General features: G+C 59.1%; 13 protein-coding genes. 9 read left to right on the top strand and 4 right to left on the bottom strand.

Annotation, left to right across the window (positions count from 1 at the left end; translation table 11 throughout):
* Positions 1 to 336: 336 nt before the first annotated feature.
* On the bottom strand, positions 337 to 1,830 hold the full coding sequence (locus AC1DWM_RS15865) for a CoA-acylating methylmalonate-semialdehyde dehydrogenase (protein WP_477795603.1): 1,494 nt from the start codon (positions 1,828 to 1,830) through the stop codon (positions 337 to 339).
* A 63-nt stretch (positions 1,831 to 1,893) separates the two neighbouring features.
* Complete coding sequence (gene aptA / locus AC1DWM_RS15870; protein WP_223521420.1) at positions 1,894 to 3,243, bottom strand: omega-aminotransferase AptA; 1,350 nt, start codon at positions 3,241 to 3,243, stop codon at positions 1,894 to 1,896.
* A gap of 124 nt (positions 3,244 to 3,367) precedes the next feature.
* Between aptA and AC1DWM_RS15875 the strand changes: the two genes are divergently transcribed.
* The 6 genes from AC1DWM_RS15875 to AC1DWM_RS15900 all read left to right on the top strand — a co-directional run bounded on the left by AC1DWM_RS15875 (position 3,368) and on the right by AC1DWM_RS15900 (position 9,871).
* On the top strand, positions 3,368 to 4,288 hold the full coding sequence (locus AC1DWM_RS15875; protein ID WP_223521422.1) for a LysR family transcriptional regulator: 921 nt from the start codon (positions 3,368 to 3,370) through the stop codon (positions 4,286 to 4,288).
* Positions 4,289 to 4,489: 201 nt separating this feature from the next.
* Entirely contained in the window at positions 4,490 to 5,140 is a 651-nt protein-coding gene (locus tag AC1DWM_RS15880) for a TetR/AcrR family transcriptional regulator (RefSeq protein WP_477795604.1), read from the top strand.
* Between the two features lie 7 nt (positions 5,141 to 5,147).
* On the top strand, positions 5,148 to 5,729 hold the full coding sequence (locus AC1DWM_RS15885) for an IMPACT family protein (RefSeq protein WP_477795605.1): 582 nt from the start codon (positions 5,148 to 5,150) through the stop codon (positions 5,727 to 5,729).
* A 532-nt stretch (positions 5,730 to 6,261) separates the two neighbouring features.
* On the top strand, positions 6,262 to 7,827 hold the full coding sequence (locus tag AC1DWM_RS15890) for an ABC transporter ATP-binding protein (protein WP_477795606.1): 1,566 nt from the start codon (positions 6,262 to 6,264) through the stop codon (positions 7,825 to 7,827).
* Positions 7,828 to 7,838: 11 nt separating this feature from the next.
* Positions 7,839 to 8,945, top strand: coding sequence for an ABC transporter permease (locus tag AC1DWM_RS15895; protein ID WP_477795607.1), 1,107 nt, complete (start codon positions 7,839 to 7,841; stop codon positions 8,943 to 8,945).
* Positions 8,945 to 9,871, top strand: coding sequence for an ABC transporter permease (locus AC1DWM_RS15900; protein ID WP_477795608.1), 927 nt, complete (start codon positions 8,945 to 8,947; stop codon positions 9,869 to 9,871). Before AC1DWM_RS15895 ends, AC1DWM_RS15900 begins: the two co-directional genes overlap by 1 nt.
* A 65-nt stretch (positions 9,872 to 9,936) precedes the next feature.
* Here the strand turns inward: AC1DWM_RS15900 and AC1DWM_RS15905 are convergent, their stop codons facing one another.
* Positions 9,937 to 10,377: a hypothetical protein gene (locus tag AC1DWM_RS15905; RefSeq protein ID WP_477795609.1), complete on the bottom strand. Its 441-nt coding sequence runs from the start codon at positions 10,375 to 10,377 to the stop codon at positions 9,937 to 9,939.
* Positions 10,378 to 10,459: 82 nt separating this feature from the next.
* On the opposite strand from AC1DWM_RS15905, the gene AC1DWM_RS15910 reads away from it, so the two are divergent.
* The 3 genes from AC1DWM_RS15910 to AC1DWM_RS15920 all read left to right on the top strand — a co-directional run bounded on the left by AC1DWM_RS15910 (position 10,460) and on the right by AC1DWM_RS15920 (position 13,340).
* Complete coding sequence (locus tag AC1DWM_RS15910; protein WP_007945909.1) at positions 10,460 to 10,810, top strand: MerR family transcriptional regulator; 351 nt, start codon at positions 10,460 to 10,462, stop codon at positions 10,808 to 10,810.
* Positions 10,811 to 10,835: 25 nt separating this feature from the next.
* Positions 10,836 to 11,522: an SDR family oxidoreductase gene (locus AC1DWM_RS15915; protein WP_477795610.1), complete on the top strand. Its 687-nt coding sequence runs from the start codon at positions 10,836 to 10,838 to the stop codon at positions 11,520 to 11,522.
* Between the two features lie 459 nt (positions 11,523 to 11,981).
* Positions 11,982 to 13,340: an 8-oxoguanine deaminase gene (locus AC1DWM_RS15920; RefSeq protein ID WP_477795611.1), complete on the top strand. Its 1,359-nt coding sequence runs from the start codon at positions 11,982 to 11,984 to the stop codon at positions 13,338 to 13,340.
* Between the two features lie 96 nt (positions 13,341 to 13,436).
* Here the strand turns inward: AC1DWM_RS15920 and AC1DWM_RS15925 are convergent, their stop codons facing one another.
* Positions 13,437 to 14,525 carry a calcium:cation antiporter gene (locus tag AC1DWM_RS15925; RefSeq protein ID WP_223520947.1) on the bottom strand — a complete coding sequence of 363 codons (1,089 nt, stop codon included), beginning with the start codon at positions 14,523 to 14,525 and terminating at the stop codon, positions 13,437 to 13,439.
* Between the last annotated feature and the right edge of the window lie 239 nt (positions 14,526 to 14,764).

Raw genomic sequence — 14,764 nt, forward strand, 5'->3', positions numbered from 1 at the left:
ATTTTCAGAAGTTTTCAAAGTTTCCTTTGTAACTTCAACCACTTGCGCTTTCGATCTCTCGTCAGCGGGAGGCGAATTCTACAGCGTTACACGCTGCTGTCAACACCTCTTTTTCAACTCCTTTCGGGCTTCGATGAACCGAAGCCGCTTGCTGCCGAAAACTGCGTAACTCTTTGTTTACCAAGGAGTTTTCCGTTTCGACTGCGCCGGAAGTGGGGCGAATTATAGACATCCAGAATCTGCCGTCAACCTTTAGTTTCACAATTGTGTCATATAGGTCAAAAAAGCCCAGAAACACGAAGGCCGGCCCAAGGGACCGGCCTTCTTCCCTTCTACTTACAAGCTAGGGAATGCGAATTGCGAAGCTTCATGGCTCGCACGTTGTGGCCAGCGCTGGGTGATGGCTTTGCGGCGGGTGTAGAAACGCACACCATCCGGGCCATATGCATGCAGGTCGCCGAACAGCGAACGCTTCCAGCCACCGAAGCTGTGATAAGCCACCGGCACCGGCAGCGGTACGTTAACGCCGACCATGCCCACTTCGATCTCATCGCAGAACAGCCGCGCCGCTTCACCGTCACGGGTGAAGATGCAGGTGCCGTTGCCATATTCGTGATCGTTGATCAACTGCATCGCCTCTTCCAGGCTGTTCACCCGAACGACGCACAACACTGGCCCGAAGATTTCTTCTTTATAGATGCGCATCTCTGGCGTGACGTTATCGAACAGGCAGCCACCCAGGAAGAAACCTTCCTCATGACCGGCCACACTCAGACCACGACCATCGACCACCAGGGTCGCGCCGGAAGAAACACCGTCTTCGACATAACCGCTAACCTTGTCGCGCGCCTGACCGGTGACCAGCGGCCCCATGTCCAGACCACAGGTAGTACCCGCACCGATTTTCAGCGCCTTGATCTGCGGCACCAGTTTTTCCACCAGCGCATCCGCCACCTGGTCTCCGACGCACACAGCCACCGAGATCGCCATGCAACGCTCGCCGCAAGAACCGTACGCTGCGCCCATCAGTGCGCTGACAGCATTGTCCAGATCCGCATCCGGCATCAGCACCGCATGATTCTTCGCGCCGCCCAGTGCCTGAACGCGTTTGCCACGCTTGGCGCCTTCGGCGTAGATGTATTCGGCAATCGGTGTCGAACCCACAAAACTGAGCGCTTTGACTTCCGGCGCTTCGATCAGCGCGTCCACCGCAGCCTTGTCACCGTGCACGACGTTCAGCACGCCTTTAGGCAGACCGGCTTCCAGCAACAGCTGAGCGATCAGCAGTGTGGAACTTGGATCGCGCTCGGACGGCTTGAGGATAAAGCAGTTACCACAGACGATCGCCAGCGGGTACATCCACAGCGGCACCATCGCCGGGAAGTTGAACGGGGTAATGCCGGCCACCACGCCCAACGGCTGGAAGTCCGACCAAGCATCAATGTTCGGGCCGACGTTACGGCTGTATTCGCCCTTGAGTATTTCCGGTGCTGCACAAGCGAACTCGACGTTCTCGATACCGCGCTTCAATTCACCCGCAGCATCTTCCAGGGTCTTGCCGTGCTCTTCGCTGATCAACTGAGCAATGCGTGCTTCGTTCTGTTCCAGCAATTGCTTGAAGCGGAACATCACTTGGGCACGCTTGGCCGCCGGCGTGTTGCGCCAGGCCGGGAATGCAGCCTTGGCCGAGTCGATGGCTTTCTGAATGGTTTCGCGGCTGGCCAATGGCAGCTTGTGGATCGCCTGGCCGGTAGACGGGTTGAACACGTCAGCCGTGCGACCGTCTTCGGTCACCAGTTCGCCATTGATCAAATGCGGGATAAGGCTCATGTAGCGCTCCTGAAAAGTTGTCCACAGGCGCCCGTTGAGGGCGCCTCTATATAGAAGAGAAAATCAGTCGATCTTGTTCAGCACTTCGCCGACCGCGTCGAACAGACGGTCAAGGTCTTGCGGCTTGCTGTTGAAGGTTGGGCCGAACTGCAGGGTGTCGCCGCCGAAGCGCACATAGAACCCGGCTTTCCACAACGCCATGCCCGCTTCGAACGGACGCACGATCGCGTCGCCATCACGTGGCGCGATCTGGATGGCACCGGCCAAACCATAGTTACGAATGTCGATGATGTTCTTCGAACCTTTCAGACCGTGCAGTGCGTTCTCGAAGTGCGGTGCTACTTCGGCCACGCTTTGCACCAGGTTTTCCTTTTGCAGCAGGTCTAGTGCTGCCAGGCCAGCGGCACAAGCCACCGGGTGCGCGGAGTAGGTGTAGCCGTGGGGGAATTCCACCGCGTACTCAGGCGTCGCCTGGTTCATGAAGGTCTGGTAGATCTCGGAGCTGGCAATCACTGCGCCCATCGGGATCGCACCGTTGGTGACTTGCTTGGCGATGCACATCAGGTCCGGGGTCACGCCAAACGTATCGGCACCGAACATTTTGCCGGTACGGCCGAAACCGGTGATCACTTCGTCGAACACCAGCAGGATATTGTGCTGATCACAGATCTCGCGCAGACGCTTGAGGTAACCCTGTGGCGGAACCAGTACGCCAGCGGAACCGGCCAGCGGCTCAACGAATACGGCGGCGATGTTCGACGCGTCGTGCAGTTCGATCAACTTCAGCAGCTCATCAGCCAGGGCGATACCGCCCAGCTCAGGCATGCCACGGGAATAGGCATTGCTCGCCAGCAGTGTGTGCGGCAGGTGATCGACGTCCATCATCGCCTGACCGAACATCTTGCGATTGCCGTTCACACCGCCAAGGCTGGTGCCGGCGATGTTCACACCGTGGTAACCACGGGCGCGACCGATCATTTTGGTCTTGGTCGCCTGTCCTTTCAGACGCCAGTAAGCGCGGACCATTTTCACTGCCGTGTCAGCGCACTCGGAACCGGAGTCGGTGAAGAACACGTGATTCAGATTGCCCGGCGTCAGGTCGGTGATTTTCTCAGCCAGTTGGAACGACAGCGGATGGCCGTACTGGAAGCCTGGCGAGTAATCGAGGGTGCCCAGTTGCTTGGATACCGCTTCCTGGATTTCCTTACGGGTGTGCCCGGCGCCGCAGGTCCACAGACCGGACAGCGAGTCATAAACTTTGCGACCCTTGTCGTCGATCAGCCAGCTACCTTCGGCGCCCACGATCAGACGCGGGTCGCGCTGGAAGTTACGGTTGGCGGTATAGGGCATCCAGTGAGCATCAAGCTTGAGCTGGCTGGCCAGGGAAGACGGGGCGTTTTCAGGCAAGTTCATGGGCAAAACCTCGCAAGGCAATAAGCGGCGTAGAGATCAAAAGCGTTCTTGCAGCTAAATTGCCACGGAGATAAAGTCGGTGAAATCCAACTTTTCTAACGTTCAGTCAGGCTATTACTAAACTATGAGCACGCGTCGTCCCGATCCACTGGCGCAAGTCAGCGACTTTGATATCCGCTTGCTGCGGATCTTTCGCAGCGTTGTCGAGTGTGGCGGCTTCTCTGCGGCGGAAAGTGTGCTGGGGATCGGGCGCTCGGCCATCAGCCAGCAAATGAGCGATCTGGAACAGCGCCTCGGCTTGCGTTTGTGTCAACGCGGTCGCGCCGGTTTTTCCCTGACCGAAGAAGGTCGCGAGGTGTACCAATCGGCCTTGCAGCTATTAAGTGCGCTGGAAAGTTTTCGCACCGAGGTCAACGGCCTGCATCAACATTTGCGTGGCGAATTGACCATCGGCCTGACCGATAACCTGGTCACCCTCCCCCACATGCGCATCACCCATGCCTTGGCACAACTGAAAGAGCGCGGCCCGGACGTGCAGATTCAGATCCGCATGATTGCGCCGAACGAAGTGGAACAAGGCGTGCTCGACGGCCGCTTGCATGTCGGCGTAGTACCGCAGGCCAGTGCGTTGTCGGGGCTGGAATATCAGCCGCTCTACAGTGAACGCTCACTGCTGTACTGCGCGGTTGGCCATCCGCTGTTTTACGTTGACGACAAACAACTCGACGACCAACGTCTCAATAGCCAGGACGCCATCGCGCCGACCTTCCGCTTGCCAGCAGATATCCAGGCCCATTACCAGGCACTCAACTGCACCGCCAGCGCGTCGGACCGTGAAGGCATGGCGTTCCTGATCCTCACTGGCCGTTACATCGGTTACCTGCCGGATCATTACGCCAGCCTCTGGGTGCAACAAGGTCGCCTGCGTGCGCTGAAACCGCAGGCACGTTTCTATGACCTGAGCCTTGCATCGGTCACGCGCAAGGGCCGTCGCCCGCATTTGGTACTGGAAAGCTTTCTGGAAAGTCTCGCCGCGACGCGCTGAACAACACGCAAAACCTGTGGGAGCCGAGCTTGCTCGCGATAGCGGCATAACATTCATCATTGATGGTGACAGACCTGACGCCATCGCGAGCAAGCTCGGCTCCTACAAGTACGAGGGCTTTTATCATCCGGGACTTGTCTGAAGCCCATGGGTGCGCTATCAACGCATTGGTTGCACCCACCCATCTGTCTGGAAGTGCCTATGACCTTTGAAGTCCCTGCTCATGGCGGAAAACCTGCCAGCCGCATTCGTCAGAAAAACGAAGAGACCATCATCAAAGCCGCCGAAGACGAGTTCGCCCGTCACGGGTTCAAAGGCACCAGCATGAACACCATCGCCCAAAATGCCGGGTTGCCCAAAGCGAATCTGCATTACTACTTCACCAACAAACTGGGTTTGTACGTGGCGGTGCTGAGCAACATCATCGAATTGTGGGACAGCACCTTCAACACCCTGACCGCCGAGGATGATCCGGCCGAGGCATTGACCCGTTATATCCGTGCAAAAATGGAATTCTCACGGCGTCAGCCACAAGCCTCGCGAGTCTTCGCCATGGAAGTGATCAGTGGCGGCGAGTGCCTGACCGAGTATTTCAACCAGGACTATCGCGCCTGGTTCCAGGGCCGGGCAGCGGTATTTCAGGCGTGGATCGATGCTGGAAAGATGGACCCGGTCGACCCGGTCAACCTGATCTTCCTGTTGTGGGGCAGCACTCAGCATTACGCCGACTTCGCGACCCAGATCTGCCGCGTCAGCGGACGCACCAAGCTGACCAAGCAGGACATGGAAGAAGCCGGCAACAACCTGATCCGCATCATCCTCAAGGGCTGCGGCCTGTCTCCTGCTATTTAAGACGCTTATGCCTTTTACCCTCAGCGACTTTTGCGAGTACCGCGAAGAAATTCGCAAAAGCCGCTTCATCACCTTCGCCGCGCCGATCGCAAGCCCTGCTGACGCCCAGGCCTTCATCGAACAGCACAGCGATTTGAATGCTTCGCACAATTGCTGGGCGTGGAAGCTGGGCGATCAGTACCGCAGCAACGACGATGGCGAGCCCGGCGGCACCGCAGGCCGGCCGATTCTCGCGGCGATCGAAGCGCAGGATTGCGACCAGGTCGCGGTGCTGGTGATTCGTTGGTACGGCGGCATTCAACTAGGTACGGGCGGCCTCGCCCGGGCGTATGGCGGTGGCGCCAACAAATGCCTGCAAGCGGCGCCAAAGGTGGAGCTGATCAGTCGAGTGCCTGTCAGTTGCGCCTGCGCCTTTGGTGAGCTCGCATTGCTGAAACTTCGCGTGGCGGAACTGGGCGGTTTGGTCGTGGAAGAAACCTTCACTGCCAACGGCGTCGAACTGCAATTAGCGATTGGAAAAGCGCAGATCCGCACCCTGCAAACGCAGCTGGCGGACTTGAGTCGTGGGCGCATTGTGTTGCAGCACTGAGTGCACCAACAACGTTCACCCTTATTCCATCGACGCTGGGAATTTGCCCACATCTACTGTGCACCCGGCTGTGGATAACCTGAGCACAGGTGCCTGTAACCCTTCTGTCATGCGGGTTTGCGGGCTTTGTACACTTTTCGTCCAATCTGCCACCATCAACACTAAATTCACGTAAAAACAAATAGTTAGCGCGGGTTATCACCTTTAGAAGATAGCCGCACAGTGCTTATGCCCGACCTTTGAGCTTGCGCACAAATACTGTGGAGCAATCTGTGGATAACCCGTTCATGACTGTCGCGACTCCCTATCCGGTATGGCTTGCAGACAGCTGCTCATTTTTCAACCAATTCAACTCGAGCAAAACAGGAGCCTGATCAACAGTTCTGCCCTCAAGTGGTGCCTGATTCGCCGTTGATGGGTCGCAACCCATTGTCCCCGAGGACTGTACCTGCGCGGATTAGCAGCTTTCCTGACTACATGGCCAGGAAATTGCTTTATCCACAGGCATCATGCCCATCGACCCGAGTCCGTCATGCCCAACCCCGTGCCGATCCCCGATCAAACGCCCCGCCTGCAATTGCGCAAGATCAGTAAACGCTACCCCGGATGCCTGGCCAACGATGCCATCGACCTGACGATTGCGCCTGGCGAAATCCACGCCCTACTCGGGGAAAACGGCGCCGGCAAAAGTACGCTGATGAAGATTATCTATGGCGTCACCCACGCCGATTCCGGGGAGATGATCTGGCAAGGGCAACGCGTGAGAATGCGCAACCCGGCCCAGGCCCGTGGCCTTGGGATTGGCATGGTGTTCCAGCATTTCTCGCTGTTCGAAACATTGAGCGTGGCGCAGAACATTGCCCTGGCGATGGGTGCCACGGCCGGCACACCGAAACAGCTTGAACCGAAGATTCGTGAAGTGTCCCGACGTTATGGCATGGCGCTGGAGCCGGAGCGACTTGTCCACAGCCTGTCGATTGGCGAGCGGCAACGAGTGGAAATCGTTCGTTGCCTGATGCAAGACATCCGCCTGCTGATTCTCGATGAACCGACCTCGGTGCTGACCCCGCAAGAGGCCGATGAACTGTTCGTCACCTTGCACCGACTTGCGGCCGAGGGCTGCAGCATTTTGTTTATCAGCCACAAGCTCGGTGAAGTCCGGGCACTGTGCCACAGCGCCACCGTGTTGCGCGGCGGGCGAGTGGCCGGGCATTGCTTGCCAGCCAAATGTTCGGACCGGCAACTGGCGCGGCTGATGGTCGGTGAAGCGGCCGAGACGATTACGGGCTATCCGAAGGTGGTGGGCGGTGCTGCGTTTCTCACCGTTAACCGGTTGTCCTGGCCCAATCCAGATCCGTTCGGCTGCTCACTGAAGGACGTTGATCTTGAGGTACGCAGCGGTGAAATCGTCGGCATCGCCGGTGTCGCGGGTAACGGTCAGGATGAGTTGCTCGCCTTACTGAGCGGCGAAGAACGACTGACCCGCAATGACGGCGCAAGGATCAGTTTCGGAGGGCAATCGGTCGCTCATTTGCGACCCGATGCGCGACGCAAACTCGGCCTGGCCTTCGTTCCTGCAGAACGCCTGGGTCACGGCGCGGTGCCGGAGTTGAGTCTGGCGGATAACACGCTGCTCACCGCCTTTCAACAAGGGCTGGTCAGCAACGGATTGATTCAGCGCCGCAAGGTCGAAGCGTTGGCCGAAGAGATTATCCGACGCTTCGGGGTCAAGACGCCCGATGCTCAAACGCCGGCTCGCAGCCTGTCCGGCGGCAACTTGCAGAAATTCATCCTCGGCCGGGAAATCCTCCAGCAACCCAAATTGCTGATCGCCGCGCACCCGACCTGGGGCGTGGACGTCGGTGCCGCCGCGACCATTCACCGCGCGCTCATTGCCTTGCGCGATGCCGGCGCCGCAATCCTGGTGATCTCCGAAGACCTCGACGAATTGTTCCAGATCAGCGACCGACTCGGCGCCTTGTGCAGCGGTCGTCTGTCGCCACTCAGGTCCACCGTCGACACGCGCCTGATCGACGTCGGCGGCTGGATGGCCGGCCAGTTCGACGCCCCTCAATCACTCGCCCCCGCAACGGTTTAACGGAGTTTCACATGCTGCTTTCTCTCGAACCCCGTGGCCAGCAATCGCGCCTGATGCTCTGGTGCTCGCCATTGCTCGCGGCAGTGCTGACGCTGGGCTGTGGCTCATTGCTGTTTATCGGATTGGGCCACGATCCATTGCTCACCTTGCACACCTTGTTGATCGCGCCGGTCAGCGACTGGTATGGCGTCTCGGAATTGTTGGTCAAAGCGTTACCGATTTTGCTCTGCGCGCTAGGGCTGGCGGTGGCGTATCAGGCGCGGATCTGGAACATCGGTGCCGAAGGTCAATTGCTGCTCGGCGCGCTGGCCGGCAGTGCCTTGGCCGTGAACATCATCGACCTGCAAAGTCGCTGGGCACTGGTGCTGATCCTGCTGGTCGGCACCCTGGCCGGTGCGGCGTGGGCCGGGCTGACAGCATGGTTGCGCACACGGTTCAATGCCAACGAAATCCTCACCAGCATCATGCTCAATTACATCGCCCTGAACTTGCTGCTGTTCTGTGTCCATGGGCCGTTGAAAGATCCAGCCGGGTTCAATTTCCCGGAGTCGGCGATGTTCAGTGATTTGAGCCGTTTGCCGTTATTGATGGAGGACGGCCGGGTTCACGCCGGTGTGTATTTCGCCTTGCTGGCGTTGGTCGCTGTCTGGGTTTTGTTGCAGAAAAGCTTTGTCGGTTTTCAGATCAAAGTGCTGGGGCTGGACAAGCGCGCGGCGGGGTTCGTTGGGTTCCGCGAGAAGCGTTTGATCTGGCTGGCGCTGTTGATCAGCGGCGGGTTGGCTGGCCTGGCCGGCGTGTGCGAGGTGACCGGGCCTATCGGCCAATTGGTGCCGCAAGTCTCGCCCGGCTACGGCTATGCGGCGATTACCGTGGCATTTCTCGGACGACTCAACCCCATCGGCATTCTGTTTTCCAGCCTGTTGATGGCGCTGCTGTACATCGGCGGTGAAAGCGCGCAGATGAGCATGAACCTGCCGCAAGCCATCACCCAATTGTTCCAGGGAATGATGCTGTTTTTCTTGCTGGCCAGCGACGTGCTGATTCTCTACCGACCTCGTTTGAATATGCGCTGGGCCCGTCGCGCACCTGCCACCGCCGTACATGCAGGAGCGCTGTGATGGATCTCGACCTGCTGAGCAATATTTTCTACGCAATGGTCCGCTGCGGCACGCCGTTGTTGTTGGTGGCGCTGGGTGAATTGATCTGCGAGAAAAGCGGCGTACTCAACCTGGGTCAGGAAGGGATGATGCTGTTTGGCGCGGTGATCGGTTTTATCGTCGCGCTGAACAGCGGCAACCTGTGGCTCGGCGTGTTGCTGGCAATGCTCGCCGGGATGCTGTTGTCGTCGCTGTTTGCCTTGGTGGCGCTGGTGTTCAACGCCAATCAGGTGGCCACCGGGCTGGCGCTGACGATCTTCGGTGTGGGCCTGTCGACGTTTGTCGGTGCGGCGTGGGTGGGTAAACCGCTGGCCGGTTTTGAGCCGGTGGCGATTCCCTACTTGAGCGAAATCCCGCTGATCGGGCGGATGCTGTTTGCGCAGGATCTGCTGGTTTACCTGTCGTTCGTGCTGTTTGCGTTGGTGGCTTGGGTGATTCTGAAAAGCCGCGTCGGGCTGATCATTCAGGCCGTCGGGGAAAACCCGGATGCGGCCAGCGCGATGGGTTTGCCGGTAATGGGCGTGCGTACGCTGGCGGTGTTGTTTGGCGGCGCGTTGGCCGGGTTGGCCGGGGCGTATCTGTCACTGGCGTACACGCCGATGTGGGCCGAGAACATGAGCGCCGGGCGTGGCTGGATTGCCTTGGCGCTGGTGGTATTTGCCAGTTGGCGGGTGTGGCGCTTGCTGCTGGGGGCGTATCTGTTCGGACTCGCCAGCATCCTGCATTTGGTGGCGCAGGGCTTGGGGCTGGCGATTCCGTCGAGTCTGCTGGCGATGCTGCCGTATGTCGCGACGATTGTGGTGTTGGTGCTGCTGTCGCGGGATGCGCTGCGGACGCGGTTGTATGCGCCGGTGTCGTTGGGGCAGCCGTGGCAGGCTGGGCATTAGCGTTCGCCTGCACCGGCCTCATCGCGAGCAGGCTCACTCCTACAATGGACCGGTTGCACCTTGGACTATGGGTTCACACCGCCCCCCTGTAGGAGTGAGCCTGCTCGCGATGACTGCCGAACAGGCAACACCTGAACAACGCCCCACGCCAACTCAAAGACGAGGAAAACCACTAACAGCGAACTGGCGCCATGGAGCAAGGCATAAAGCTGCCAAGCCGAAAACAGAAACCGCCCCACCGCGTCATACCGCCCAAACACCTGCTGCGGATCACGAATCCGCAGCACCGCCCAAACGCATACAATCGAACCCAACAGATTCGCCATCAGCATGTGCATCGGCTCGAACGCCGGTAGCTCGCCTGGCAAATCGAACGCCTGACTCAGCCCCGTCAACACCCCATGCAAACCCGCAAAACTCCACGGCGTGACAAACGCCGCCGTCACGATCAAGTCATACCAGGCGCTGCCCCGCACCAACCGACGATATTGCGTTGAAGTCCACATTGGCCTTGCTCCATAGATTCGAGGAGCAACAAGGCTAATGCCTGGAGTATGCTCCAGGGTCAAGCCCTCTTGAGACACCACTATGCGCATCGGTGAATTAGCCCAGGCCAGCGCGGTCAGCCGCGATACGCTGCGCTTTTATGAGCAGCGCGGATTGATCGCGGCGCAACGCAGCGCCAATGGTTATCGCGACTACCCGGCGGACATGGTGCAACTGGTGCAGTACATCAAAACCGCTCAGCGACTGGGTTTTACCCTCGGCGAAATCGGCAACAGCGTCGCGGCAATCTGGCAGTCACCCGATCCAGACAGCGCCGTCACGCAATTGCTGCAAGACAAACTCAAACTGATCGAAACCCGCATGGCTGAATTGGGCGCGTTGCGTAGTGAATTGCAGCAACGACTCGGGCAGCGTTGTCCTTTAAATCCGTGATTCTCTTTTTTCAAGGAAGCTACTCATGTCCAAGGCAAAAACTGCACTCATCATCGGAGCCTCCCGGGGGCTGGGCCTCGGCCTGGTGAAAACCCTCCTGGCCGACGGCTGGCAAGTCACCGCCACCGTGCGTAACCCGCAAAACGCCGAAGCTCTACGGGCCTTGGGCAATGTGCGGATCGAGAAACTCGACATGGACGATCAGCCAGCGATGATTGCCCTTAGCCAACAGCTCAAAGGTGAAATGTTCGATCTGTTGTTCGTGAATGCCGGGGTCAAGGGCCCGGACATTCAAACTCCGGGCGGCGCGACGCTGGCCGAAGTCGGCCAGTTGTTCTTCACCAACGCCGTGGCACCCATTAACCTGGCCCAGCGTTTCATCGGGCAGATCCGCCCGGACAGCGGCGTGCTGGCGTTCATGAGTTCGGTACTCGGCAGCGTGACCATGCCGGACGCGCCGGAACTGGCGCTGTACAAGGCCAGTAAAGCGGCGCTGAATTCAATGACCAACAGCTTCGTGACGCAATTGGGCGAGCAAAAACTCACCGTGCTGTCGTTACATCCGGGCTGGGTGAAAACCGACATGGGTGGCGAAGGTGCGGACATTGATGTGGACACCAGTACCCGTGGTTTGGTGGATCAGGTGAACGCCTACACCGGTATGGGTGGGCATCATTTTGTGAATTACAGAGGTGAAACCATTCCCTGGTAAACATGTAGGAGCCGGGCTTGCCCGCGATTGCATCAACTCGGTCTCGCTGACAAACCGAGGTGCCTGCATCGCGGGCAGGCCCTAATGCCGATCAGTTAAGCAATTTCTGCGGTAACGCAATTTTTGTAGCAGCTGGCGAAGCCTGCGTCCGGCTGCGTAGCAGTCGTGAAATCAGACGATGCGGTGTTTCAGGAAGACCGAAAACTCAGGTTTTACGACTGCTGCGCAGCCGGACGCAGGCTTCGCCAGCTGCTACGGATCGCGTTATGGCTTAACTGACTGGCATTAGGGCAAGCCCGGCTCCTACAGGGATTTGTGTTGTCTGGTCGGGTCGGGCTTGCCCAGAACAGCGTTTTGTCAGAAACTCCGCACCTCGCCCCCGCGGCGATCCTGGATCAGCAGACAGGGTAATCACTGAGCTGGCAACCCTGAACCCAACTTTCAGAGGAGCCGGCCAACATGCCTGCATCCCGTACCTGGTTAAAAAATCCCCTCGCGATCTTCACTGCCAATGGCCTCGATGCCCGTGGCGGTCTGGTTGTGCAAAACGGTGTGATCGTCGAAGTGCTCGGCGCCGGACAGCAACCTTCCGCGCCCTGTGGACAAGTCTTCGATGCCCGCGAGCATGTGATCCTGCCCGGGCTGATCAACACCCATCACCATTTCTATCAAACCCTGACCCGCGCCTGGGCGCCGGTGGTCAATCAGCCGTTGTTCCCGTGGCTGAAAACCCTGTACCCGGTCTGGGCCCGCCTCACCCCGGAAAAACTCGCCCTCGCCACCAAAGTCGCGCTGGCTGAGTTGCTGCTGTCCGGTTGCACCACTGCCGCCGATCACCACTACCTGTTCCCCGAAGGCCTGGAAAATGCGATCGACGTACAAGTCGAAAGCGTCCGCGAACTGGGCATGCGCGCCATGCTGACTCGCGGTTCCATGAGCCTCGGCGAAAAGGACGGCGGCCTGCCACCGCAGCAAACCGTGCAGGAAGGCGAAGTCATTCTCGACGACAGCCAGCGCTTGATCGCCGAATACCACGAACGCGGTGACGGTGCGCAAATCCAGATCGCCCTGGCGCCGTGCTCGCCATTCTCGGTGACGCCGGAAATCATGTCCGCCAGTGCTGAACTGGCCAACAAACTCGACGTGCGCCTGCACACCCACCTGGCCGAAACTCTCGACGAAGAAGACTTCTGCCTGCAACGCTTCGGCCTGCGCACTGTGGATTATCTGGACAGCGTCGGCTGGCTCGGCCCGCGTACGTGGCTGGCTCACGGCATCCACTTCAACCCGGACGAAATCGCCCGCCTCGGTGCCGCCGGCACCGGTATTTGCCATTGCCCAAGCTCCAACATGCGCCTCGCTTCCGGCATCTGCCCAACGCTGGACCTCACGGCGGCGGGCGCGTTGCTCGGGCTGGGTGTGGACGGTTCGGCGTCCAACGATGCGTCGAACATGATGCTCGAAACCCGTCAGGCGCTTTACATTCAGCGCTTGCGTTATGGCGCTGAGAAAATCACCCCGGAACTGGTGTTGGGTTGGGCGACCAAGGGCTCGGCGAGCTTGCTGGGCCGTACCGATATCGGCGAACTGGCGGTCGGCAAGCAGGCGGATCTGGCGCTGTTCAAACTGGATGAGCTGCGCTTCTCCGGCAGCCATGATCCGGTGTCGGCGTTGCTGCTGTGCGGCGCGGATCGTGCGGATCGGGTGATGGTTGGCGGCAAGTGGAGAGTGATTGATGGACAGGTTGAGGGGCTGGACCTCAAAGGCCTGATTGCCGATCACAGCCAAGCAGCTCGGCAGCTGATCGCCGGCACCTGATCGAACGCCTATCGCGGGCAAGTCTTGCTCCTACAGGTTTGCATGCGTCGTGAGAACGACGCTGTACCGTAGGAGCATGGCTTGCCCGCGATGCTTTCAAAGCCCCAATAACGACAACATGATGAATGTCGCGAACAGCACAAAGTGGGTCATGCCTTCGATGGCGTTGGTTTCGCCATCGTTGAGGTTGATCGCGCTGACGATCAGAGTCAGGAAGATCATCACCGTCTGCACCGGGGTCATCGCCATTTGAAACGGCTGGCCGGTGTAGAGCGCCATCGCTTCCATCACCGGCACCGTCAGGATCACCGTTGACAGTGACGCGCCCAAGGCGATGTTGACCACCGACTGCATGCGATTGGCCAATGCTGCACGCAATGCGGTCAGAATCTCCGGCGCGGCGGAGATGGCCGCCACCAGAATGGCCGTAATCACCGGCGGTGCGCCCGTCCCTTCCAGCCCCAGATCGAGGGTTTTGGACATCACCTCGGCCAATGCGCCGATCACCACCACGCCAAATACCAATGTGCCAATACTCAGTGCCAGATTGACCGATTCAGGTTCCTCCTCCGGAACTTTCTTGCGGCGTTTTTCCGGGTAGCTGTAGCTGAAAAAGTAGCTGTGCGGCCCGACCTGCATCCGCAGGAACAACGCGTAGAGCACGACCATCGCCCCGATGGTGAAGCCCGAATAAATCTTCCAGTTGGCCTCGGGAATGAACTCCGGCACCACCATCGACACACCCATGGCGGTGAGAATCATCACGCTGTAGGTGCGCGCCGAATCATCGTTGTAGGACTGCTCGCCGTGCTTGAGCCCGCCCATCAACGCGGCCAGGCCGAGGATGCCGTTGATGTCGAGCATCACCGCCGAGTAAATCGTATCGCGCACCAGGGTAGACGAGGCTTCGTTGCTCATCATGATCGCCAGGATCACCACTTCCACCAGCACCGCCGCCAACGTCAGGATCATCGTGCCGTAAGGATCGCCGACTTTTTCCGCCAGCAACTCGGCATGATGAGCGACGCGCATGGAGGCGGCGACGATGAAGGCGATCAGCACCAGGCCGGCGGCCAGCGCGACGGGTTGGCCGCTGTGGAGCATCCAGTGCTCCAGCGGGTATGCGACGACGGCAGCGAGGACGGCCAGCAGCAGAAAAGTTTCTTGCTTGAGGAGTGTGAGCATTGCGGGCCTTTTTGCGCAGTGGAGCTAAAAAGCAGAGGGATGAGCTACTGACTGCGGTGTGGCGCTAACGTTTAGTTACACCTTAGCGCACCAGGGGATGGCAGCCGCGTCAGGTCATGCACTTTTATCGGCCTTGCGGGCCTCATCGCGGGCAAGCCTTGCTCCTACAGTATTTGTGGTGCCCCCAATCCCGCGACCGACACTAACCTGTAGGAGCAAGGCTTGCCCGCGATGGCCGT

The organism is Pseudomonas sp. P4_C8, from assembly GCF_056401975.1.

Excerpts from the sequence above, each read along its gene's own strand:
- AC1DWM_RS15865 (WP_477795603.1), bottom strand. The coding sequence starts at position 1,830 with ATGAGCCTTATCCCGCATTTGATCAATGGCGAACTGGTGACCGAAGAC.
- aptA (WP_223521420.1), bottom strand. The coding sequence starts at position 3,243 with ATGAACTTGCCTGAAAACGCCCCGTCTTCCCTGGCCAGCCAGCTCAAG.
- AC1DWM_RS15875 (WP_223521422.1), top strand. The coding sequence starts at position 3,368 with ATGAGCACGCGTCGTCCCGATCCACTGGCGCAAGTCAGCGACTTTGAT.
- AC1DWM_RS15880 (WP_477795604.1), top strand. The coding sequence starts at position 4,490 with ATGACCTTTGAAGTCCCTGCTCATGGCGGAAAACCTGCCAGCCGCATT.
- AC1DWM_RS15885 (WP_477795605.1), top strand. The coding sequence starts at position 5,148 with ATGCCTTTTACCCTCAGCGACTTTTGCGAGTACCGCGAAGAAATTCGC.
- AC1DWM_RS15890 (WP_477795606.1), top strand. The coding sequence starts at position 6,262 with ATGCCCAACCCCGTGCCGATCCCCGATCAAACGCCCCGCCTGCAATTG.
- AC1DWM_RS15895 (WP_477795607.1), top strand. The coding sequence starts at position 7,839 with ATGCTGCTTTCTCTCGAACCCCGTGGCCAGCAATCGCGCCTGATGCTC.
- AC1DWM_RS15900 (WP_477795608.1), top strand. The coding sequence starts at position 8,945 with ATGGATCTCGACCTGCTGAGCAATATTTTCTACGCAATGGTCCGCTGC.
- AC1DWM_RS15905 (WP_477795609.1), bottom strand. The coding sequence starts at position 10,377 with ATGTGGACTTCAACGCAATATCGTCGGTTGGTGCGGGGCAGCGCCTGG.
- AC1DWM_RS15910 (WP_007945909.1), top strand. The coding sequence starts at position 10,460 with ATGCGCATCGGTGAATTAGCCCAGGCCAGCGCGGTCAGCCGCGATACG.
- AC1DWM_RS15915 (WP_477795610.1), top strand. The coding sequence starts at position 10,836 with ATGTCCAAGGCAAAAACTGCACTCATCATCGGAGCCTCCCGGGGGCTG.
- AC1DWM_RS15920 (WP_477795611.1), top strand. The coding sequence starts at position 11,982 with ATGCCTGCATCCCGTACCTGGTTAAAAAATCCCCTCGCGATCTTCACT.
- AC1DWM_RS15925 (WP_223520947.1), bottom strand. The coding sequence starts at position 14,525 with ATGCTCACACTCCTCAAGCAAGAAACTTTTCTGCTGCTGGCCGTCCTC.